Genomic DNA, 20,273 nt, shown 5'->3' with positions numbered 1-20,273 from the left:
CGTGGCGTCAAAACGCATTCTCTTCCCCGCGGATGGTATTACGGACTGTTAAGAATATAATACGCAGGTCCAGGTACAGGGACCAGTTCTCCATGTACCATATGTCATGTTCAATCCGCCTGCGCAGATGTAATTCGTCAGTAATCTCTCCCCGCAAACCGCTGACCTGTGCCCAGCCGGTGATGCCTGGTTTCAGAAAATGGCGGATCATATACTGCTGTATCGCCCGTGAATACTCTTCGGTATGACGCAGCATATGTGGGCGCGGCCCTACTATCGACATATGCCCCATCCATACATTGAGAAATTGCGGCATCTCATCCAGGTTGGTTTTACGGAGTATACGGCCTATCCGTGTGAAGCGGCTATCGTGACGCGTTGCCTGTTTTGCATCAGCATCCTTGTTCACATGCATACTGCGCAATTTTAAACAGGGAAAATTCTGGTTATTACGGCCGGTACGATACTGAATAAAAAATACAGGTCCTGCCGATTCCAGCCTGATCAGCAGCGCCAGCAACGGGATCAGCCAGCTCAGGATGAAGACGATCACCAAACTGCTGAAGACAATATCAAATAGCCGTTTCCGTATCCGGTTGGCGATATCGTCCAGCGGCTCAGCGCGCAATGAAATAATCGGGATATTGTTGAAGTAATCTACGAAGATCTGCCGGTTTACAAACAACTTGAAGTCTGGCACAAAGCGGAAGTGGATCAGGTTCAATTCTGCCTCTCTGGCCAAAGTATACAGGTATGGAATTTTTTCAGGCGATAGCGTAGAGTATATTTCGCGGATATTATTGGACTGCGCATAAGGTACGCATGCTTCCAGGTTGCCAATCACCGGATAGTATGACAGCTCATGTACGTTGCTGTGTTCTTCGAAATAGCCCTCGAATTTGAGGTTGCTGTTATCTTCCAGCAGCTTGCCCGCCAGTTCTTTCGATAAATCGTTATACCCCAGGATCACCACCTTTTTTTCCACCCCCCTGCGATGCATGATGAAGTTGGTGACCCGGTAAAAAGTCCACCGGCCCAGTAACGTCATCAGGATAAATCCTGTACAATAAATGAGAATAAACAGCCGGGAGTATAGTTGTTTGGAGAGAAAGAGGAACAGTAACAATAATAGTAAATACAACAGTATGCTCTGCACCGTTTTCCTCGCGATACGGTCAAATGACAATTGCTGACTCAGGAAATAGATGCCGGTCGTATACAGCGCCACCATCCAGGAGAGATTGGACGCAACAAGGAAAATGTCTGCGTTGATGTCCTGCATACGGTCGTATCGCTGTAGCCACGCGCTACTGAGAAAAAACAGTGCATTCAGGAAAATAAAATCCAGCACGATCAACTGGATGCTGCAAATTTTGAGATATCGGTTCAACATAAGAGAGAAGGTTGATCAATAAAAAAGCTATGCTACCTGTTCTTTAAAGCGTGTCATTACGGCCGAAATGGAAAGGTGGGTCGCTGCATAATCGCGTGCATTTCTTGCAATATCAGTCGTGTTTTCCCATATCGCCTTTCCAATACCGGCTCGTAATGCTTCCTGGTTTTCGGCATCTATCAGTATACCGATGTTATGCCTGCTCACCAGGTCATGCAAACCAGTGCCTGCGTTGGCCGTGATCAGCGCTATGCCTCCTACCGCCAGTATGGTAGTGAGCTTGGAGGGCATCACCAGATCACTGGCGTGTGACTTCTGGATAACCAGGTGTACGTCGGCCATATTCAGAAAACGATTAAACTGTTCTGCAGGCTGCAGCGGTAAGAAAGTCATGTTCTTTAGCTGCATTTGTGCTGCCATCTGTTCCAGTTGGGCTTTATACGGTCCGGACCCGCAGATCAGAAATCTTACTTCCGGATGATGTTGCCATGTTGCGGCTGCGTGCAGTAACGATTCCAGTCCCTGCTTTTCGCCGATGGCGCCGGAATACAACACAATTTTATCAGTGGCCGAAAAACCAAATGCTTCTTTCAAAGCTGTCCTGTTTGTTAAAGGATGGAACTGTGCTATATCGACCCAGTTGGGAAAAAGCAGCACTTCCCTGCCGGTTTTATCACTTATTTTCCGGATCATGCCATCCGCGATACTACTTATATGGTCTGCATTGCGCAGAATCAGTTGCTCCAGTTTCAGCATCATGCTGATCAGGCGTTTAGACCGGATCATGGCTAAATCCCTGGCAGCCTCTATCTGAAGGTCCTGTACGTGGTATACCACGGCGGCGCCGCGCAGTTTTTTGTAAAGCACAGCCAACAAGCCCAGGTGAAATGGCGGAGCTACCGTAATGACGATGTCAAATTTGCTGGTCCCTATTAGCTGCAGGACCTTTATAAAGGCCGATGCAATAAAAGAGACGTCCTGCAATATTCTTTTTTTGCCGGAAGGCACGGCTGGCACATACTGGGGGCACCGATATATGGTAATGTTCCCGGCTACTTCTTTTTTAAACCGTTTTTTCATGCGGTCGTAGGGAGGCTGTACCACCCATTGCGGATAATAAGGATAGGTAGTGACAACCGTACAGTCATAACCATTATTTGCCAGCCAGCGGATCATTTCACCATTGTATTTTCCGATGCCGGTTGGCTCTGGTGAAAAGTTCCCACCTATCAGCAATACACGTTTACCCATATACGTAATATTTAGATTTTATTTCTTCCAGCTCCACAGCATACTCAGCATAAACCCGGCGTTATCTGTTAATTGACCCTGGTCCACCGCCACGGATGCGGTGAGTATGATCCCTTTTTCGGGGAGCAGGTAGTGGACTTCTTCCAGCATATACCACTGGCTTTTGGCAGGGGTAAAAAGTGCCGGGTTGGTATAAGTACCGTAGTTCTTGGTATAAGTGACCAGTGTTCTGCCTGTTAACTTTGCCGTAAGATGGTACTGTAACCCGATATGCCCGCCTACCACACGATTATTGATAATGTTGCCGCCTTTTCCGCGGAGGGAATCTTTGGGCAGGTCCCAGTCCATCGGTTTGATGCCTGGGAAGTAATGTTGTCCCCTGTCTCTGTCAATGAACAGCGGAGTGCCAATGATGCGATCATGATAATCCCAGCCGGTAAGGTATACGCCATTGTTATAGTAGCTTTCCCTGAGTCGTTGCAGATAAAAGTCATTCGACTGTTTGGTGTAGATAAATTCTGCTGTTATTTTTTTCAGCCAGCTGCCCGGTTTCTTATTGGTAAAAGCGAGACCCAGCAGCCGGTCAATGTTCCGGATATCGATGCCTTGTCCCGATTCGAAAGGCATCTGCTGATAAAGGTGCAGTGCCAGTTGCTCGTTTTCCCAATCGATCCCGCCTTCAATGACTCCCCGGTGATCACCCGGTCTGTTGGGTTGTATCGCTGTGTTGCCTACGGTGCCGTCATCCTTTGTTTTTACGAGCAATACGTCCATAAACCCCTGCCAGCTGCGGGTGATGGGAGGGAGGTCTTTACGGTGTCCGCCCCATACGGCATAATGTTGTATGCCGCCAAATAATTTGAGTTTATTTTTTCCGATGCGGAGATAGAAATTTTTTTCGTGCAGCCAGGCGTTTTTGATGAATTGTTCTTCTCCCATCCAGCCGTGGCTGATCAGGCCTTTGAACTGCAGCCAGCCCTTCAGGAAGGGGACATTCGTGTATTGGGTTACCGCCAGTCCGATCCGGGGGATGGGCAGCGCATTGCCGCTGACGCCCATAGAGCCGGTGCCCAGCAAGGGATCTGATGCTCCAATGATTTCTTCGTACCGTCCCGCCCTTATCTCCCAGTTTTTATATCCTGCTTTCAGGTAACCCTGTTCGATAAAGGTATGTTCCCCGTGGTTGTTGTTATATACATCGAGCCCGTACTTTATATAGAAATGTCCCTGCCATACCTGCTGATTGCTGAATCCCACCTGTACAGACAGATCTCCTTTACGGTCGCTGATGGTCCCAAAGCGGTTGGAGAGCAGCCATAGCGGCATATAATCTTTTGTGGCGATGGTCCCGGTTGCGCCGGCATGTACTTTAAGCGAGTCTGCAAGCCCTTGCTGCGCCTGCAACCAATGGCTTATGCAAACCAGCAGTAATAATGCAATGCTTATTTTCATATGACTGCTGCATTTAGAATGGTGACCGAATGGTTGGTCATTTCCCGCGTACGAACGGGGAGCGCGGGATTACCGGAATAAATCATCCACGGCTGCAAATCCCTTGATGCTACGGCGTTTACCGTCAGTACGCTATGGGAGCCGCATGTGACGCCCGCGCAGACCACAGCCATGGCGCCGATCCAGGCCCCGCTTTCGATATGGATTTTTCCCAGCCGGTAAGGGAAATCAGGCCGTTTATAGTCATGATTGCCTGTCAGCAGCAGCGCTCCCTGGGAAATACAGACGTCGTTGCCCAGCGTTACATCTTCCAGGTTATCTATCCATACGCCTTCCCCCAACCAGCAATGATCACCGATGGTCAACCGCCAGGGGTACTTGACCCGCACTTTTGGTTTAATCACCAGTCCTTTACCGATGGTGGCGCCGAATAGCCTTAGCAGTGCCCGTTTCAGGGCATATGGCCAGGGAAGAGCGCTGTTGAGCACATAGTAATTGCAAAAGTACCAGGCCAGCACTTTCCATTTGGGACCGGCATGGTAGGTACCGGTGTTAAAAGCTGCAAGATTGGATTTCATGTAATATCAGATATGAATGTTATAATCTTGTTTTAGCAGTGCCACCACATCTTCCCTGGTCTCGCCGCCTTTTAGCTTCTGTTGGAACTCCTGTACATTTACGTCCACGAGTAAACGATACCAGTACCCCTGCATAAAATGAAACAAAAAGCCCTTATATCCGTCAAGGAAGCCATAACGCAGGACATAGCGAAAAAGGAAATACATCGAAGCCCGCGCCCCGGGGGATAGCACAGCGTATACTTTTTCTTTCAGGAACCGCTTGCGTTTAGCCTGCGATCCCTGCGCCCTTAGCAAACGGTCGTCTGTTTGCCAGAAGCCGTACCGGATATTGAGCAGGTCTACCATTTCCCGGATCGCATAATTGTTATGTTTGTTTACCCACCAATGGATGGAGTTCAGGTTATCGTCTACGATATGTTCATTGAACCGTATGGTATTACCTTCTGATAATACGATGTGTTCGTCCATCCAGCGCTGTTCGATGCTGCCCACCCGGTTGCGCCAGATCCTTAGCAGGGTGTGCGGATAAAAACCTCCGTAACGGATCCACTTTCCTTTAAACAGGACTTTCCGGCGTATATATATTCCCGTGATATCGCCGGCAATCGTGGTCATGCGCGAGGCTATTTCCTGTTGCAGCCCTGGTTCGAGGTATTCATCTGCATCCATCCGCATCACCCACGATGCCGTAATGCCGGCATGGTCCAGCGCCCATTGAAACTGGTCGGCATAGTTGACCCATTTGCGCTGAAAGACCCTTGCTCCGTAGCTTTCCGCGATGGACACCGTATCATCTGTGGAAAAGGCATCCACTACGTAAATGGTGGTGGCTATCTGCCGCAGGCTTTCGAGGCAGCGCGACAGGTGCAACGATTCATTATAGGTGAGTATCACTACGGCCAAATCCATCTAATTATATTTTTTATAGAGTTGTATATAGGACGATGCCAGCCGGGCATCATTAAAGTCATCCCGGACCCGTCCGGGTGCGCTACGAGTGATATACGTCCGTCTGAGCTTATCGCGGTACGCCTCCTCAAGCTGCGCGCTGATAGCCTCCGCGCTGCCTATTGAAGTCACCCAGCCCAGGTCATGCTCCCGTACATAACCCGCCAGTCCGACCTGGTCGCTGATCAGTACCGGGGTACCTGCATATAATGCTTCTATGACCACGATGGCAAAGTTTTCGTTGCGGGAAATGAGGGCGAAAAGATCGGTGCCGGCCAGAAAATCAAATTTGTCCCTGCTTCCTTTCCAGCCTACCCATTCAACGTTATGGCTCATGTCCAGTGAAGCAATCAGCGCTTTTAGCGTTCGTACATATTTGTCGTCGCCGGTGCCGGCAATCAGCAACCGGTAGGGGAAAGATACCCTGGAGAGCGCAAGGATCAGCAAATCGAGTCCCTTCTTAGGGTCTATGCGCGATAAAAAGCTGATGGTAAACACGCTGTTTTCTGTACGGGTATAATTCCCTTCCGGTAGCGCTACAAGGTTAAATACCAGTCCTCCTTCCCAGCCTTTGATCACCTGCTGACACTCTTTCCATTCCAGTTCGGATGAAACATGCAGATAGGTGTTGCGCAGCAGGCGTTTACCCATCGCCCTGTGCAGCAGTTTTTTGCTGCGGTTGTTCCTGGCAGTGAGCACATAGTCACAGAACATGCCATGTGGCGACAGCAATGGTTTTACCTTTTTCCATTTACAAATAAAGGAAGCTCCGATTACCAGGAGGTTCCACCACGAGTGGATATGTATTTTATCGAACTGTCCGGCATTGGTCCAGACGGCCTTCCACAACGCCGGTGACACATGGGTATGGTCGCCGGTGATCCGTTTAAAATAGGTCACTTTTACGCCATCCATTACCACGGCGCTGTTGGCCGCTATGTCGAGTTCCTTGTCACCATTGGCGGTGGTGGTGTATACCTCCACCTGGTGTCCCATCAGGGTAAGTTGTTCTGCCAGGCGGGCTATCACAACAACGGGGCCGCCGTATATATAAGCGGGCTTATAAGAAGGAACGATAAAAAGTATTTTCATAAATGAGTATTATTGGTCCATCGCGTGCAGTGAGTGCGCCGCATTATTCACCATGGCGGTCATTGTCAGGTTGTCTTCTACAAAACACCTGGCCTGCCGGCCCATGGCGGCAATTTCTTCGTCCGAAAGGGTGTCCAGTATATACAGGCACTCGTCCATGTTTTTAAAGATCAAACCGTTATAGCCATCCCGGATATAGCTGTATTCTACGCATTGCAATACTGCCTCGCTGCGCTTGAATGTGCATACCGGCTTGCCATAAGCCATTGCTTCCACGGCAGACAGCCCAATCCATCCGGGCTGGAAATAGAGGTCTGCCAGTCCGAACAGTTCCTGTTTGGTGGCGGTGTCGTATACCGCGCCAAAGTCATGTACATGAGGATATTCATTGAAGGCAGGTTTGTATTTTCCCGCCCCGATAATGATGAAGTTGTATGCTGCGGGGTCGGTCTCCGCGATGAGCTTCAACAGAAGGTCAATACGCCTGCCAGTTTCATTAAACCGGGCGCAGTATATCAGTACCCTGCTGCCGGTAATACCGTATTTCTTTCTTAGCAATGCCTTGTCGGGCGCCGGCTGTTGTATGATCCGCTCTACTTCCGAAATAGTATTATTCAAGGCTACGGCATTTAAGCCGGGCATAACCCTTTGCCATAGCTCCATTTCACGGGGGGTATAAAACCAGGTGGCGTCCGCCAGCTGCATCATCCATTTCAGCGGGCGGCTGGGCTGTTGTTCTTCCTGTACATATCGCTTGACGGAAATGCCGTGCCCCCAGAGGATCACCTTTTGTTTCAGGAATGGTTTGAGCAGCAGAATGAGCCAGGTAGACAGGTGGGCGAAATTGAGCATCAGTACCAATACCTTGTAGTCCGATTTAAAAAAACGCAATGGGTTGTATAGTACAAACGGCCCTATGTTCCAGGCAGGCAGCGGTTTGACTGAAGTGCGGCCGGCAGCGAGGTGCTGCTGCCGGAGAGCTTTCGCGCCACTATAACAATACAGGTCAAACGGCGCCTGCTCCCGCAGCCGGTTAAAGAAATGTTCCCTGTAATGAGGTACCAGTGGCTGTAGGATCGCTATCATACCAACAGGTTTTTATTTGTGTGAATAATGTTGCTCACATCGTATCCATAGATCAACCGGCTGCCCTCATGAATGGAGTCAAAAGCCACCAGGCTGCCATCGCGCTTCCAGCGGGGATGCAGGTCGCAGTGAAGTCCACTCCTGGTGAAGGCCAGCTGCTCCAGCGAAAATGCTTTTAATACGCCTTCATCTACTCCCTCCAGCAGCCGGCCGGCCAGTTGCAGATCTGGTTTGGTATCGATCATCCGGTAGGTGCCCAATGTTGTTTTTTGTTGCGTGCTGTATCTGAAGAGAAACAGTGTGCGGATGCCCTGCTGGTCGGGATAGGTGTCACAGATCATCCAGTCCCGGTCGGCCGGGCAAAACATCGGATGGCCGTCTTCCGTGATAATGTCTTTCGCCAGCATAGCGGGTATGGCGTCGTCCGTATCTTCGAGCAGCAGCCAGTTAAAGGGCGCTACTGCTTTAGCGCCTTTCGTCCGCGTATACAATAGTTGCTTCAATATCTTTTTACCGTTGGCGATCAGGCCGGCCGGCATCATTTTATACAGCAACGACCCGCGGAGCTTTTCTATACCGCTGCCGGTCCTTCCCCAGATGGCAATATGGTGGTCATCTTTCCAGTCGAAATGGCTAAGGAAGCCTGTGGACAGGCATTTAAGCCCGCTGCCGTCTGTGGCGACGGTCATCAGCCGTGTTGTTTCACCACCATCTTTCAGCTTATACCGGTGTAAGAACGCCAGCTTTGTTTGTGAGGGGTTCAGGACCAGGTGGGTGATGTAATGATGCTGCCCGAGCGAAGGGTTCATCCGGTAGTTAGCCACTGCTGCTACGGATAGCAACAGCGACTGTTCACCGGTATATATATTATGTTTAGTGATCCCGGAATCCACAGGCGCATGGATATGCGCCTGTTTGTCTGGAAGTCCGGTATAACCATATCCACCAACACGGAATAGCCGCGCATAATCTAATCCAAAAGCCATCCCTTCGTCTGTGATCACATGTGCGGGCAATGGTAATGTAGATACGCAGCGGCCGGTGCCTGTATCATAGATACGGGCTCCCCATTTATTTCCTACGCGATCATTTACTATAAAGGTGTCTGTGCCCCCGATCCACTGCTGACGGGCGCCCTGCGGGTAGTTGTACGCATAGGTGCCGCCCAGCCGGTGAAACTGCCTGGAGGCGTCAAAATAACCAATACCGCATGCTACCTGCGGGTCCGGCGGCGCCGTAATGTCCGGCGCCTGCAAAGCCAATAGCTTATCGCCGGCAGCATTCCATGCTACCAGGTCATGAAATCCAAAAAAGAAATGCCCTTCTCCGGCTGATAAAATGAATTCCCTTTGCATAACTAATGTGTTGTAATAAATGAGGATGTATCTATTGACTGTTCGCTCCGCAACAGTGCCGTCTGGTCATGAATTTTATCGTCAATACGCCTGATCACGGCGTCCTCCGACAGATAGAACTCCGCTATGTTTTCCAGTGTTTTCAGTAACTCGGATTTTACCCGTCCGGGGATGAAAAATTCCGCGCTGATACGATTGCCGGAGATCGACTTTATTTCCTGGTGCAGGAATGATTTGCGGTACAGCTTTACCGGAGTGGCGTTGATATTATAGAGGTGGATGGCTGTCTGCCAATCCATCCATTTAAACTCCGATACGCCACTGCCTTCCGTATGGGGGGTAGACAACAAAAACCTGTGCCAGGGAACCCTCAACGCATCGGCCAGGATAGCGCCGTGCATGGCTTCGGTGATCACGTAGCGGGAAGCGGCAATCTCCTGCAGCGTATGCGCTACGCCCTTTTCGGCGTGTGGAGAGATGTAGTTGAATCCCAACCGGAAACAGATGCTTTGCCAATCGAAAAAAGGCACTGATTTAAAATAGGGCATTACGCTTACGTTGTATTTTTTAGGTAGGTGCAGCAGGTTGTTGAACTCCGGCAGTTGACGGATAGCATAAGCGGCATCGGCGATATAGGGAAACTGATTGTTAAAAGCATAGGCTGATAACGGTCCTCTCAGAAAACGGATATCCCAGCGGCTGCTGAGTTGAAATGTTTTATGGGTGGGCCGGACGCCGGCCCCAAATACAATTTTACGTTGTGCCGCCAGGTCTCGGAACAGCGGTGAACCATCGTACAGGATGGAGCCAATGCCGAGGAACACATCGGGATCATCATTTTTTCCCTCGCCAAACAACTGCGGCCACAACCAACCGTTCAGGTCATCCCCAAAATTACCTTTAGGATCTCTGTAATAAACATAATTCACGTTGCATGCATTTATAGGTTAGCAATGGGTAATACTTTGGACGCATAATTACTGTTGGTCCATGCGGTGAAATCAATGGCGCGCTTTTCCCAGCTGTGTGCCGCTTTATCCACCGGCGCCGGCTTCAGCTCCCCCGATGCCAGCCGGCCGATAAGCGCCGCCAACGAAGCCGGCGCCCTGTTGTCAAAATAATGTCCATCCCTGCCAAATATCTCCGCCGGCTCGCCAATATTGCCGGTAAACACCGGTTTGTTAAAAGGTATGTACATGTAGATTTTGCTGGGACAACGCGCCCAATCCTGTACAGTATCATTCAGCGGAGATATAAAGGCGTCTGCGGCGGCGAAATAGGAGCTTAGTTCCTCTTCCGGCGTATAACCCAGGAATTGTACCTGTGGAGATAATCCCTTCTCCTCCACAAAAACTTTGGCCTCTTCCTGATGGCGTCCCCTTCCCAACAGCAACAGGGTCGTATCCGGACGTTCGCGGCAGATCATTTCCATGGCCTGCAGCATACTAAACAGCCCATAGTTACGGGTAAGCGTGCCCATATAGAGCAGCAGCGTTTTACCGGCATACATTTCCTTTAACTCCTGGTAGCGGACGCGGGGGGATTCCACCACGTCGTTGTTGAAAGCATAGGGGGAGTAGAGTATGGGTAACTGTCTCCGGAAGAGCTGCGCCGCTTTTTTCGTATAGGTCTTACAGAGATATTGACTGGCACATAATAACCCGTCTGCATATAATACCGACCATTGTTCCAGCGCCAGCATTGCATATTTACGCAGGCCCCTGTTGTCCGGGATGCCGGAGGGTAACTCTGAGTGTTCAATGAGTATGATGGGCTTGTGTTTTAGTTTGTTTTTTAGAATCCGGTTGCGGAAGCTAAAAGAGCAAAAGACAATGTAGTCCGGGCCTATTTCATTTACCAGGGCTGTTTTAATACGTACTTCTTCCGTTGCCGTACCTTCGGGATAATAATGCACCTGCACGGCATCACTGCATTCCATGGCAATGCGTTTTCTGTTTTCGTTACTGTCCTGCGCAATGATAGCCACCTCCCAGCCGATTGACAGAAGAGGGTTGGCCATGCCGATGGCCCGTTTCATGGTGGCAATGGATTTAATATCGCCGAGTGTGATAAAGCATATTTTCATCGTGCTTGTTTTTTTGCCATTTATATTTCCCCCTTCGGGGAGATGAAAACCATTTTTTGGGGTGCAGGCTCCATCGCTGCTGCTTCATGTCTTTCCGTAATGCATTCATAGTATGCCCGCAGCAGTATAGCGCCGATGGCCGGGATATTGAACCGCAGCTGCTGTATCGGTGAAAAAAGAAAGGTCCAGACGACTCCAAGGGTCATTAGTACCAACACGGGATACAATGCGGTGTCTGCTGCATTGCCTATCAGGTAGCATCCCATCCTCAGCAGCAGGATAAATACCGCCAGCACCGCCAGGAATCCACCGATTCCGCAGTTGACCCAGGCCCCCAGCAAAATGGAATGGCTGGGGATCAGGTGGTCGGTGGAGGTGGCCAGCCGCTCATTCATTTCTTCATTCTGGTAGAGCAGCAGGATGCGGTAATATTTGAGGTTATCGTCTTTCGCCCAGGAACCATGGCCGAACAACGGGGCGTCGCTGATGGCTGCCAGTGCTGCAAAGGTTTCACCGCGGCCTGTCATCAGCAGCTCCAAAGGGTTGTAGGGATTGTCGAGGCGCTCTATCTGCTCCGATGCATGTTCTCCACCCCACTCATGGTTTAATACAGCAGTCACATAACATCCGTAGGCAAACTGGAAGAGCAGCAGTCCCGCTATGCCAAATACCAGGAGCCGGTCGCGGGTGAGTTGCATCCCGCTGTTAAAACAGTAAATGATGATAGCGCCCAGGAAAAAGATCATCCCTGTTGAGCGGGAATCCCTTGCGATACACAGCAGGCAGTATGACAGCAACAGCGCCAGAACTGCTTTCCAGTGGCCTTTCCGGTATAATAAAAAAGAAAGGATATATACGCCGTAGGAGAGGATAGGCACCATTTTAAATTTGAAATAGGACATGTCCGTGTCTGCATTGTCGTCTGTCCATATAATGTTCTTTATGAGGGTCATACACAGGAAGAAGAAGATGATGGTATCATCTTTCATTATTTTGAACAGAAAGAGAAAAGAGAGTATGGACATGATAATGGCGGCCCATCCGCGCATGAAATTTTCGGCGGTGCTGTTCACGACGAACAAGTCGGTGATAACCTGAAAAACAAACAACGCTGTCAGTGCCACGATGATTTTGCGAAACATCGGGAAAGCCCTGAAATCGCGGATGTCAAATACAAACGGGGCGGAAAGCAGCACCATGACTTCATTCAGTTTCAGCTGACCCACCAGTGCTACATTCACGCCACTGAGCAATGTATACAGCGCTATCTTAAACCGGTTGAGCATGGGTTGTCATTTTACCGCGTACGGCGTAGTTAATAATCTGTTGTAAGCGTTGTTTGTTGACCTCCAGACTGTATTCTTTCTGGAAATCTTTTTGTAAAAGGACGCCTTTGTCTGTATCGCTGTCGAAGGAGAGCAGTGACTGTTTGAAGGCTGCCGGTCCGTCGGCCACTATGAAGTGGTTGCTTCTGACACCTTCCACGCCCTTGGAAGTGCTGATGACCGGTGTGCCGAGCGCCATGGCTTCCAGGCATTTCAGCCGGGTGCCGCTGCCGTGTATCAAGGGGATGATGACCGCGGTGGCCACAGAGATATACCACTTCACATCGTCTACTTTGCCGAAGGCAACAATATTCTTGTAATCCTCTTTACCGGTGATACTTTTCAATGCTTCCTTCGAGCCTCTGCCTACGAGCCACAGGTCGTATTTTGCGGCCAGCGCGTTGTCCCATACATTTTCAATAAACCATTTCAGTCCGGCGAAATTCATGTATACGCCGAAGTTGGCCGTCATCACCAGCACCCGTTGTTGTTTTTTGCCCGACAGCAGATAATCTTTCTGGTCAAGGAAATTGGGTACGGTGAATACTTTTTTTTCCGGCAGGAAACGCGTGTGATAGGCACGGTCGTCATCGCTGACCACCAATACGGCCGCTGCCTTTTTAAAGTAGAGCCGTTCGTGCAGTTTTTCCATGCTAAACAGCTGTAGTTTGCGTAACCTGTCCGGCAGGTTGCCCGATGGCAGCTGCCAGGTGATCATCGGTTGGGCATTGTGAGTTCCCAGGATCACGGGGATGTTCCTGGCGGAAAAGAAGGAGATGTAATGGCCTACATAGCCGTAATCCAGTATGGCGACCGCTACCGGGTATTCGTGGCATATTTTCCGGAATATGTCCATGATGACGGGGGAGCGCTGGAAGTACTGTTTACCGGTAATGCGCGTCAGCAGGTCAAAGTCTTTTACTTCATACGTATGGAACGTAACATGAGGGAGATGATAAAGCGCCGGATCCGCTTTTTCCACGTTCCGCACCACGGCAATAACCTCGTGTCCCAGCTGCGACAGGGATTTGATCAGGTAGTAACTCCTGATTCTTTCTCCCCCGTTTTGTGGGAAAGGCGAAATGTCTGTGAAGAAGAGTATATGCATATCGTTAGTTCGCTTTTAATACGATCAGTCTTGCCTGTAATTTTGAAACCGCCCGGCTGAATAGTTGTTCCAGTTTTGTCGTCTCTTCCGGCGTCAATCCTATTAATCGTATCCATATGCCTGTGGCCAGTGCGCTCACTATCATGGTGAGACCCAGCCTTACAAATCCCTGGGGCAGGCACCATTGGGGGATACCTGCAATGGCTGCAGATAACAGCACCGGTACTATGGCGCGGAGGACCACCTGCCTGGCATATGTCCGCGGAGACAGGCCGGTGATTTTTTGTGCTGCCATCATGCGATAGGCCCCGCTCACCATCTCTATGCAGATAGTGCTGATCAGAACGGCGGAAGGAGGGTAGCCGGCCGAAAGCAGCAGCCAGGCCACGGGCAGGTTAAGCAACACGATGGTACTTACAGCTACCTGGTATTGCCTGATCTTTCCAACGGATTGAACGGCCACCTGTATGCCGGCGGATAACTGGTTGATGAGCGTGGCGATGACGATTAAGCGGCACATCATGACGGTGTATTCCGGCACCTGCTTTAGCCAGCATTGTAACACAAAGGGCATTTCTATCATCAGGGGAACGGCAAAGAAACTTAGCAGGTAAAATGAAAATTTACTGGCGATCATGGCGAGGCGCAACATCCGTGGGCGATCGCCGCTACCTTCACTTTTTATGATCTGCGGGTTTAATGCTCTTAGCATGGTAACCGAAAAGTAGCTCAATTGCGCGTTTACCTGGTAAGCGATGCCATAGGCTGCGTTGACGATAGCGCCAAAGAAGACATTGAGCACCAGGGCGAGTCCCTGGTTACGCGCCACCACACTGCCTGCGCCAAACATGTTCCATCCTGCGTAAGTGAACATTTCGGCCAGCAGCTGCCGGTTGAAATACCGTTTTATGCTGATCCTGCTCTCCGGGTATTTCGCGGCGCAGTACAGCTGTTTGAACAGCAGCAGCAGTATGGTCAGTGATGCCATCATAGCGCCGTAGGCGATCAGCTTATCGTGGCCGGTATATTGCAGTGCTACGGCGATCAGCAGTTTCCCCAGAGATTCAACGACGCCCAGTATTGCCACCATGACCATATTCTCCTGTGCTATCAATGTGGCGTCGCAGGGTACTGAAACGATGGTGAAAAAGGCGCTGGCGATCATGAACTGGTAGATAATCCTTGCTGCCAGGGTCCGTTCCGCCGGGTAGTTCAGTACATGATCAAACAGGTAATGGCCTGCCACTTCAAACAACAATACCATAGCTATTCCCAGTATGAAATGCAGCAATACGCTGGTATTGAATACCATCTTTAGTTGATGACTGTCTTTCGTGCCGATGTGAAACGACATATACCGCTGCGTGCTAATAGTCATGGCAATATTGAGAAATGACAGCATGGTGATCACGCCTCCGACCAGGTTAAACAACCCGTAGTCGGCCGCGCCCAGTTGGTTCAGTATCAGCCTGGTGGCGTACAACGAGATGAAAACGGTGAGGAGCATCCGTCCATAAAGCGCGCCTGTGTTCAATATTACTCTGTTCGCTGCCTGCATGGTCCCTGATTTACCCGATTAAGTGTTCCAGTAGTGTGACTTCTTTTTGGGAAAACAATTCCACGTCGCTGGTCATCATTTCCTTTACCAGCGCAGCGAGATCGTAGGCAGGCTCCCAGCCGAGCGCCGTTTTGGATTTGGTAGGGTCGCCAATGAGCAGTTCCACTTCCGTAGGGCGGAAATAGCGGGGATCGATGGCTACCACTTCTTTTCCTAACGGTAAAGTATATTCCTCTTTCGAGCAGGCGGTGACAATACCGGTTTCAGTAGCGCCGCTGCCTTGAAAAGAGATGGTAATGCCCAGTTCCGCGAACGCCATACGCACAAATTCGCGTACGGTGGTGGTAATGCCGGTGGCTATGACGTAGTCGTCGGGTTGCTCCTGTTGCAGGATGCGCCACATGGCTTCCACGTAGTCTTTTGCATGTCCCCAGTCGCGTTGCGCATCCAGGTTGCCGAGGTATAGTTTATCCTGCAGGCCCAATGCGATGGCGGCCGCTCCCCTGGTGATTTTGCGGGTGACAAATGTTTCTCCGCGTAACGGGCTTTCGTGGTTAAACAGGATGCCGTTACAGGCATACATGCCGTAGGCTTCGCGGTAGTTAACGGTGATCCAGTAGGCGTATAACTTGGCCACGGCATAAGGGCTGCGGGGATAGAAGGGGGTGGTTTCGCGCTGTGGCACTTCCTGGACGAGGCCATATAACTCTGATGTGCTGGCCTGGTAGATGCGGGTTTTCTTCTCCATTTTCAGGATGCGCAGCGCCTCCAGCAGGCGCAGGGTGCCGATGCCGTCGGCATTGGCCGTGTATTCAGGAGTGTCAAAACTTACTCTTACGTGGCTCATGGCTGCCAGGTTGTAAATTTCGTCGGGTTGCGTTTCCTGGATAATGCGGATCAGGTTGGTACTGTCGGTCATATCACCATAGTGTAAACGAAAGCGTACATTTTCGCTGTGCATATCCTGGTACAAATGATCGATCCGTTCTGTATTGATCAGGGATGCGCGCCGTTTTACGCCGTGGACCATATATCCTTTTTTCAGCAGCAGTTCTGCGAGGTAGGCGCCATCCTGGCCTGTGATGCCTGTTATCAGGGCTACTTTCATACAATCGTAATTTTAGTGGGTGATAGAAATAGTTATTATGGGCATGCCGGGTATCCGCTATTGTGTCAGCGCATCTACGCTGGAGGTGGCCGATTTACCGATACCGTAGTAGGTAAAGCCCAGTTTGATCAGCTGCACGTCATCATAAATATTGCGACCGTCGAACAGCACGGGCGATTGCATAAGGTTGCGCAGGCGTAGCCAGTCCGGCATGCGGAACGTATTCCATTCGGTGGCCAGCAGTATCGCTGCTGCATTTTCTGCGGCGCTGTACATGTCATCCGTGAAAGTGATGCTGTTGCCGAGATAAGTTGCAGCTTCTTTCATGGCAACGGGGTCATACGCGCTGACAGTGGCCCCGGCTTCCAGCAGGCTGCGGATCAGTACCAGCGACGGCGCCTCCCGCATGTCGTCTGTATTGGGTTTGAACGATAATCCCCATACGGCGAATTTTTTGTTGCGGATATTGCCATCAAAATGACGGAGCACTTTCCGGAACAACAGCTGTTTCTGATCTTCATTAACGGCTTCCACCGCATCCAGGATACGGAGCTGGTAGCCGTATTCCCGGCCTGTTTGCAGTAGTGCTTTTACGTCTTTCGGGAAGCAGGACCCGCCATAACCAATGCCGGGGTACAGGAAGTGTTTGCCGATTCTGGGATCGCTGCCGATACCTTTGCGTACCTGGTTGATGTCGGCCCCTGCCAGCCCGCATAAGTTGGCGATATCGTTCATGTAGGATATCCTGGTAGCCAGCATGGCATTGGCGGCATATTTGGTCATTTCGGCGGAAGCGATGTCCATAAACAGGATCGGGTGCCCATTCAGCAGAAAGGGGCGGTATAGTTGTTCCAGCGTCTGTCTGGCCCGCGAGGTATTAACACCAACAACTATGCGGTCCGGTTTCAGAAAGTCATTTATCGCCGCGCCTTCTTTCAGAAATTCCGGGTTGGAGGCCACATCATAGTCGAGCAGGCGTTGCCTGGCGGACAGGGCTTCTTTCACTGCGCGGTTTACACGGACGGCAGTACCTACCGGCACGGTGCTTTTGGTAACGATGACCAGGTATTGCTCCATCAGCTGCCCTATCTGGCCGGCTACCTGAAGAACATACTGAAGGTCGGCGCTGCCGTCTTCTCCCGGTGGCGTGCCTACGGCAATGAATACGGCTTCTGCTCCCGGTAATGCGGCGGACATTTCGGTGGTGAACGACAAACGCTTGCTCTCCTGGTTGCGCATCACTATTTCCTGCAGGCCTGGTTCGTAGATGGGGAGTATACCGTTTTGCAAACGGGTGATCTTGGCTGCATCTACATCAACACAAACCACTTCTGTGCCCACTTCCGCCAGACAGGCTCCGGTTACCAGGCCAACATATCCTGTACCTGCGATGACTACTTTCATACTATTGATATTTAAGCATGTAATTTTAACTGGTCCTGTTGCAGGAAGTCTCTGTAAGCTATTACCAATCCTTCTTTCAGGCTGGTGCTATGTTTCCATCCCAACCGGCGCAGTGCGGATACGTCCATCAGTTTGCGGGGAGTGCCGTCTGGTTTGCCGGCGTCAAATATTATTTCCCCTTTGTAACAAACCACTTCCCTGATGTGCTCGGCCAGTTGTTTAATGGTCAGGTCTTCTCCCTTGCCGATATTCACGGGTTCTCTTTCATTATAGTGCTGCATGAGGTATACGCAGGCGTCCGCGAGGTCGTCGGCGAAGAGAAATTCCCGTCTGGGCGTTCCCGTTCCCCATACGGTGACCGATGGTTTATTATTCATTTTTGCTTCGTGGAAGCGGCGGATCAGTGCCGGCAGCACATGGGCGTTTTGAGGGTGGTAGTTATCGCCGATGCCAAAAAGATTAGTGGGCATTACGCTGATAAAGTTGCAGCCATACTGATCGCGGTAGGCTTCGCATAATTTGATGCCTGCAATTTTTGCGATGGCGTAAGGCTCGTTGGTCGGTTCCAGGAGGCCTGTCAGTAAAAAGCTTTCTTTGATAGGCTGTGGCGCCATCCGGGGGTATATACACGAGCTGCCGAGGAACAGCAGTTTGGTGACGCCGTGTTTCCAGGCGGCATGTATTACATTGGCAGCAATCATCAGGTTATCATAGAGAAATTCTGCCCGATACGTGTTGTTAGCGAGTATGCCACCTACTTTTGCGGCTGCCAGAAATACATAGGCTGGTTTTTCGGCAGCAAAGAACGAATCCACCTCTTCTTGCTTACGTAAGTCAAGGCTACCGGAGCTGCGTGTAATGATATTATGATAGCCCAGTGTTTCCAGTTTTCTTTTAATGGCGCCACCCACCATGCCACGGTGACCGGCTATATACACAGGATCATTTGCTTTCATATGCTTTGGTTAATGTTTAAAGTAATTCGGGGCGGTTATCCCTTACCCATTGATGCAGCTGCCTGATATCCTGGCCACGGCCGCGTTTCATGATGAGCAGCGCGCTGGCGGTATTGACTACCACCATGTTTTCGACGCCGACCAGTGCTACGAGTTTGTCTTTTCCGATCACGATGTTTTTTTGCGGATCACTTTCGATAAATACCGCCTGGTGGTTGCGGTATTGATAATGCCGGGAGAGTGCGTCAGCCAGGGCTTCGTAGCTGCCTACATCGCTCCAGTCCATTTTTGAGGGTACTACTTTTACGATGCCGCTTTTTTCGAGTACGGCATAATCGAAACTGTCCGATGGGATGGCTTCCATCGTTTCTTTTCGTAATACACCGGTGGTTTTCCATTCAGCGGCGGCAATGGCGGTAGCTTCGTAAATAGCAGGTGCATGTTGTTGCAGTTCCTGCAACAATACACGGGCTTTGCAGCAGAAGATGCCGCTGTTCCACAGGAATCCGCCGGCAGCCAGCATGGCCTCTGCCACTACGCGATCGGGTTTTTCCACAAACCGCAGTACGTCATGGCCGGAGTAGCTGATATAGCCGAATCCTGTTTCCGGGTAGGTGGGTACCAACCCGATGGTAACGACATGGTTTCCCGCGGCGAGGATGCCGGCGGTCTCTATGGCTGTCGCATACCGGTCGGGAGTGCCGATGAGATGGTCGGCAGGGGTGATCAGTAAAATAGTGTCCGGGTCGGCCACAAAAGCAGCCAGCGCGATGGCGGCGGCAGTATTGCGGCCTACGGGTTCTGCGAGGCATACCGGTGCCGATGCGCCTGCCTGCTCCAGTTGCTCCGCTACGATCCCGGCCTGCTGTTCGTTGACGATGGCCATTACCTTGTCGCAGGCAAAACGGTTTCGCCGGAAAGTCAGCTGGAGGAGACTGTAGCCGTCGAACAGGGTGAGTAACTGCTTAGGCGTTTGCTGGTTCGACAAAGGCCATAGCCGGGTGCCGGAACCACCACAGAGAATGATATGCTGCATCATAAGATATCGTTGGTTTAAATCAGTAATGATGTCCGTTGGCGGTTTTGTTTCCGGCAATCACCCTCACTTCCCTCGATGGAATGCTTGCTGTCAGCATACAACCCAGGCTGTTTAGCGCTACTTTTACGCGGCTGCTGCCGAGTTGTATGATTTTGCCGCCGGAAGGTGATGTGCTTTCCCTGCCTGCCTGTATGGGAAAATGTTCTACAGATACTTCTTCATAATCCCGGAGGAAGTGCCGGATCAGTGCAATTTCGTGATCCGGGATAATGGCCGGTTGCTCCAGCCAGTAGACGAAGTTCACCACGTTTTCTGTTTCGCGTACTACCCAGCTTCTGCTTTCAGGGATGTGAACGAATACGTAAGAAGCGAAGAGGGGCGTCTCAACGATCTTACGGCCGCGGACCAACTGCTTGACGGGGTAATAGTGCTCCACTTTTTTGCGGGTGAGCAGATCAGCTACTTTCTTTTCGCATTTAGCCCTGGTATATACCGCATACCATGCTAATGGTTGTTCATTAAACATAAGAG

The 20,273-nt window shown here is 50.7% G+C and carries 18 protein-coding genes; all 18 read right to left on the bottom strand.

The window, feature by feature from the left end:
• Nucleotides 1-7: 7 nt before the first annotated feature.
• Genes B5D63_RS19285 through B5D63_RS19200 form a run of 18 tightly spaced genes read right to left on the bottom strand, consistent with a single transcriptional unit; the run spans nt 8 to nt 20,268 of the window.
• On the bottom strand, nt 8-1,393 hold the full coding sequence (locus B5D63_RS19285; protein WP_078670484.1) for an undecaprenyl-phosphate glucose phosphotransferase: 1,386 nt from the start codon (nt 1,391-1,393) through the stop codon (nt 8-10).
• Nucleotides 1,394-1,420: 27 nt separating this feature from the next.
• Nucleotides 1,421-2,644 carry a WcaI family glycosyltransferase gene (locus B5D63_RS19280; protein ID WP_078670483.1) on the bottom strand — a complete coding sequence of 408 codons (1,224 nt, stop codon included), beginning with the start codon at nt 2,642-2,644 and terminating at the stop codon, nt 1,421-1,423.
• An 18-nt stretch (nt 2,645-2,662) separates the two neighbouring features.
• Complete coding sequence (locus tag B5D63_RS19275; protein WP_078670482.1) at nt 2,663-4,096, bottom strand: capsule assembly Wzi family protein; 1,434 nt, start codon at nt 4,094-4,096, stop codon at nt 2,663-2,665.
• Complete coding sequence (locus tag B5D63_RS19270; protein WP_078670481.1) at nt 4,093-4,674, bottom strand: WcaF family extracellular polysaccharide biosynthesis acetyltransferase; 582 nt, start codon at nt 4,672-4,674, stop codon at nt 4,093-4,095. Before B5D63_RS19270 ends, B5D63_RS19275 begins: the two co-directional genes overlap by 4 nt.
• 6 nt (nt 4,675-4,680) lie before the next feature.
• Nucleotides 4,681-5,586 carry a glycosyltransferase family 2 protein gene (locus B5D63_RS19265; RefSeq protein WP_078670480.1) on the bottom strand — a complete coding sequence of 302 codons (906 nt, stop codon included), beginning with the start codon at nt 5,584-5,586 and terminating at the stop codon, nt 4,681-4,683.
• A complete protein-coding gene (locus B5D63_RS19260; RefSeq protein ID WP_078670479.1) occupies nt 5,587-6,717 on the bottom strand; it encodes an XrtY-associated glycosyltransferase XYAG1 in 1,131 nt (376 codons plus the stop codon). It lies immediately after the preceding gene.
• Nucleotides 6,718-6,726: 9 nt separating this feature from the next.
• A complete protein-coding gene (locus tag B5D63_RS19255) occupies nt 6,727-7,803 on the bottom strand; it encodes a glycosyltransferase (RefSeq protein ID WP_078670478.1) in 1,077 nt (358 codons plus the stop codon).
• Nucleotides 7,800-9,158, bottom strand: a complete 1,359-nt coding sequence (locus B5D63_RS19250) for a hypothetical protein (RefSeq protein WP_078670477.1) — start codon at nt 9,156-9,158, stop codon at nt 7,800-7,802. The genes B5D63_RS19255 and B5D63_RS19250 overlap by 4 nt, the downstream gene beginning before the upstream one ends.
• Before the next feature lie 2 nt (nt 9,159-9,160).
• A complete protein-coding gene (locus B5D63_RS19245) occupies nt 9,161-10,087 on the bottom strand; it encodes a polysaccharide pyruvyl transferase family protein (RefSeq protein WP_078670476.1) in 927 nt (308 codons plus the stop codon).
• Nucleotides 10,088-10,098: 11 nt separating this feature from the next.
• Nucleotides 10,099-11,244: a glycosyltransferase family 4 protein gene (locus B5D63_RS19240; protein WP_078670475.1), complete on the bottom strand. Its 1,146-nt coding sequence runs from the start codon at nt 11,242-11,244 to the stop codon at nt 10,099-10,101.
• 20 nt (nt 11,245-11,264) lie between these two features.
• On the bottom strand, nt 11,265-12,530 hold the full coding sequence (locus tag B5D63_RS19235; RefSeq protein ID WP_078670474.1) for an O-antigen ligase family protein: 1,266 nt from the start codon (nt 12,528-12,530) through the stop codon (nt 11,265-11,267).
• Nucleotides 12,514-13,677, bottom strand: a complete 1,164-nt coding sequence (locus B5D63_RS19230; RefSeq protein WP_078670473.1) for a glycosyltransferase family 4 protein — start codon at nt 13,675-13,677, stop codon at nt 12,514-12,516. The genes B5D63_RS19235 and B5D63_RS19230 overlap by 17 nt, the downstream gene beginning before the upstream one ends.
• Before the next feature lie 4 nt (nt 13,678-13,681).
• Nucleotides 13,682-15,235, bottom strand: a complete 1,554-nt coding sequence (locus tag B5D63_RS19225) for a lipopolysaccharide biosynthesis protein (RefSeq protein ID WP_078670472.1) — start codon at nt 15,233-15,235, stop codon at nt 13,682-13,684.
• A gap of 10 nt (nt 15,236-15,245) precedes the next feature.
• Complete coding sequence (gene gmd / locus B5D63_RS19220) at nt 15,246-16,343, bottom strand: GDP-mannose 4,6-dehydratase (protein ID WP_078670471.1); 1,098 nt, start codon at nt 16,341-16,343, stop codon at nt 15,246-15,248.
• A gap of 57 nt (nt 16,344-16,400) precedes the next feature.
• Nucleotides 16,401-17,747: a UDP-glucose dehydrogenase family protein gene (locus B5D63_RS19215; protein ID WP_078670470.1), complete on the bottom strand. Its 1,347-nt coding sequence runs from the start codon at nt 17,745-17,747 to the stop codon at nt 16,401-16,403.
• 11 nt (nt 17,748-17,758) lie between these two features.
• Nucleotides 17,759-18,703, bottom strand: a complete 945-nt coding sequence (fcl, locus tag B5D63_RS19210) for a GDP-L-fucose synthase (protein WP_078670469.1) — start codon at nt 18,701-18,703, stop codon at nt 17,759-17,761.
• Between the two features lie 16 nt (nt 18,704-18,719).
• A complete protein-coding gene (locus B5D63_RS19205) occupies nt 18,720-19,742 on the bottom strand; it encodes a mannose-1-phosphate guanylyltransferase (protein ID WP_078670468.1) in 1,023 nt (340 codons plus the stop codon).
• Between the two features lie 19 nt (nt 19,743-19,761).
• Complete coding sequence (locus B5D63_RS19200) at nt 19,762-20,268, bottom strand: transcription termination/antitermination NusG family protein (RefSeq protein WP_078670467.1); 507 nt, start codon at nt 20,266-20,268, stop codon at nt 19,762-19,764.
• Nucleotides 20,269-20,273: the final 5 nt, after the last annotated feature.

Origin of the sequence: Chitinophaga eiseniae (genome assembly GCF_900167135.1) — a bacterium.
Classification (GTDB): Bacteria; Bacteroidota; Bacteroidia; order Chitinophagales; family Chitinophagaceae; genus Chitinophaga; species Chitinophaga eiseniae.
The sequence above is the reverse complement of the archived record's forward strand: the minus strand, read 5'-3'. Positions and strand labels throughout refer to the sequence as shown.

What these genes read in the sequence shown, in the direction of transcription:
- B5D63_RS19285 (WP_078670484.1), bottom strand. Translation starts at nt 1,393, where the DNA reads ATGTTGAACCGATATCTCAAAATTTGCAGCATCCAGTTGATCGTGCTG.
- B5D63_RS19280 (WP_078670483.1), bottom strand. Translation starts at nt 2,644, where the DNA reads ATGGGTAAACGTGTATTGCTGATAGGTGGGAACTTTTCACCAGAGCCA.
- B5D63_RS19275 (WP_078670482.1), bottom strand. Translation starts at nt 4,096, where the DNA reads ATGAAAATAAGCATTGCATTATTACTGCTGGTTTGCATAAGCCATTGG.
- B5D63_RS19270 (WP_078670481.1), bottom strand. Translation starts at nt 4,674, where the DNA reads ATGAAATCCAATCTTGCAGCTTTTAACACCGGTACCTACCATGCCGGT.
- B5D63_RS19265 (WP_078670480.1), bottom strand. Translation starts at nt 5,586, where the DNA reads ATGGATTTGGCCGTAGTGATACTCACCTATAATGAATCGTTGCACCTG.
- B5D63_RS19260 (WP_078670479.1), bottom strand. Translation starts at nt 6,717, where the DNA reads ATGAAAATACTTTTTATCGTTCCTTCTTATAAGCCCGCTTATATATAC.
- B5D63_RS19255 (WP_078670478.1), bottom strand. Translation starts at nt 7,803, where the DNA reads ATGATAGCGATCCTACAGCCACTGGTACCTCATTACAGGGAACATTTC.
- B5D63_RS19250 (WP_078670477.1), bottom strand. Translation starts at nt 9,158, where the DNA reads ATGCAAAGGGAATTCATTTTATCAGCCGGAGAAGGGCATTTCTTTTTT.
- B5D63_RS19240 (WP_078670475.1), bottom strand. Translation starts at nt 11,244, where the DNA reads ATGAAAATATGCTTTATCACACTCGGCGATATTAAATCCATTGCCACC.
- B5D63_RS19235 (WP_078670474.1), bottom strand. Translation starts at nt 12,530, where the DNA reads ATGCTCAACCGGTTTAAGATAGCGCTGTATACATTGCTCAGTGGCGTG.
- B5D63_RS19230 (WP_078670473.1), bottom strand. Translation starts at nt 13,677, where the DNA reads ATGCATATACTCTTCTTCACAGACATTTCGCCTTTCCCACAAAACGGG.
- B5D63_RS19225 (WP_078670472.1), bottom strand. Translation starts at nt 15,235, where the DNA reads ATGCAGGCAGCGAACAGAGTAATATTGAACACAGGCGCGCTTTATGGA.
- gmd (WP_078670471.1), bottom strand. Translation starts at nt 16,343, where the DNA reads ATGAAAGTAGCCCTGATAACAGGCATCACAGGCCAGGATGGCGCCTAC.
- B5D63_RS19215 (WP_078670470.1), bottom strand. Translation starts at nt 17,747, where the DNA reads ATGAAAGTAGTCATCGCAGGTACAGGATATGTTGGCCTGGTAACCGGA.
- fcl (WP_078670469.1), bottom strand. Translation starts at nt 18,703, where the DNA reads ATGAAAGCAAATGATCCTGTGTATATAGCCGGTCACCGTGGCATGGTG.
- B5D63_RS19205 (WP_078670468.1), bottom strand. Translation starts at nt 19,742, where the DNA reads ATGATGCAGCATATCATTCTCTGTGGTGGTTCCGGCACCCGGCTATGG.
- B5D63_RS19200 (WP_078670467.1), bottom strand. Translation starts at nt 20,268, where the DNA reads ATGTTTAATGAACAACCATTAGCATGGTATGCGGTATATACCAGGGCT.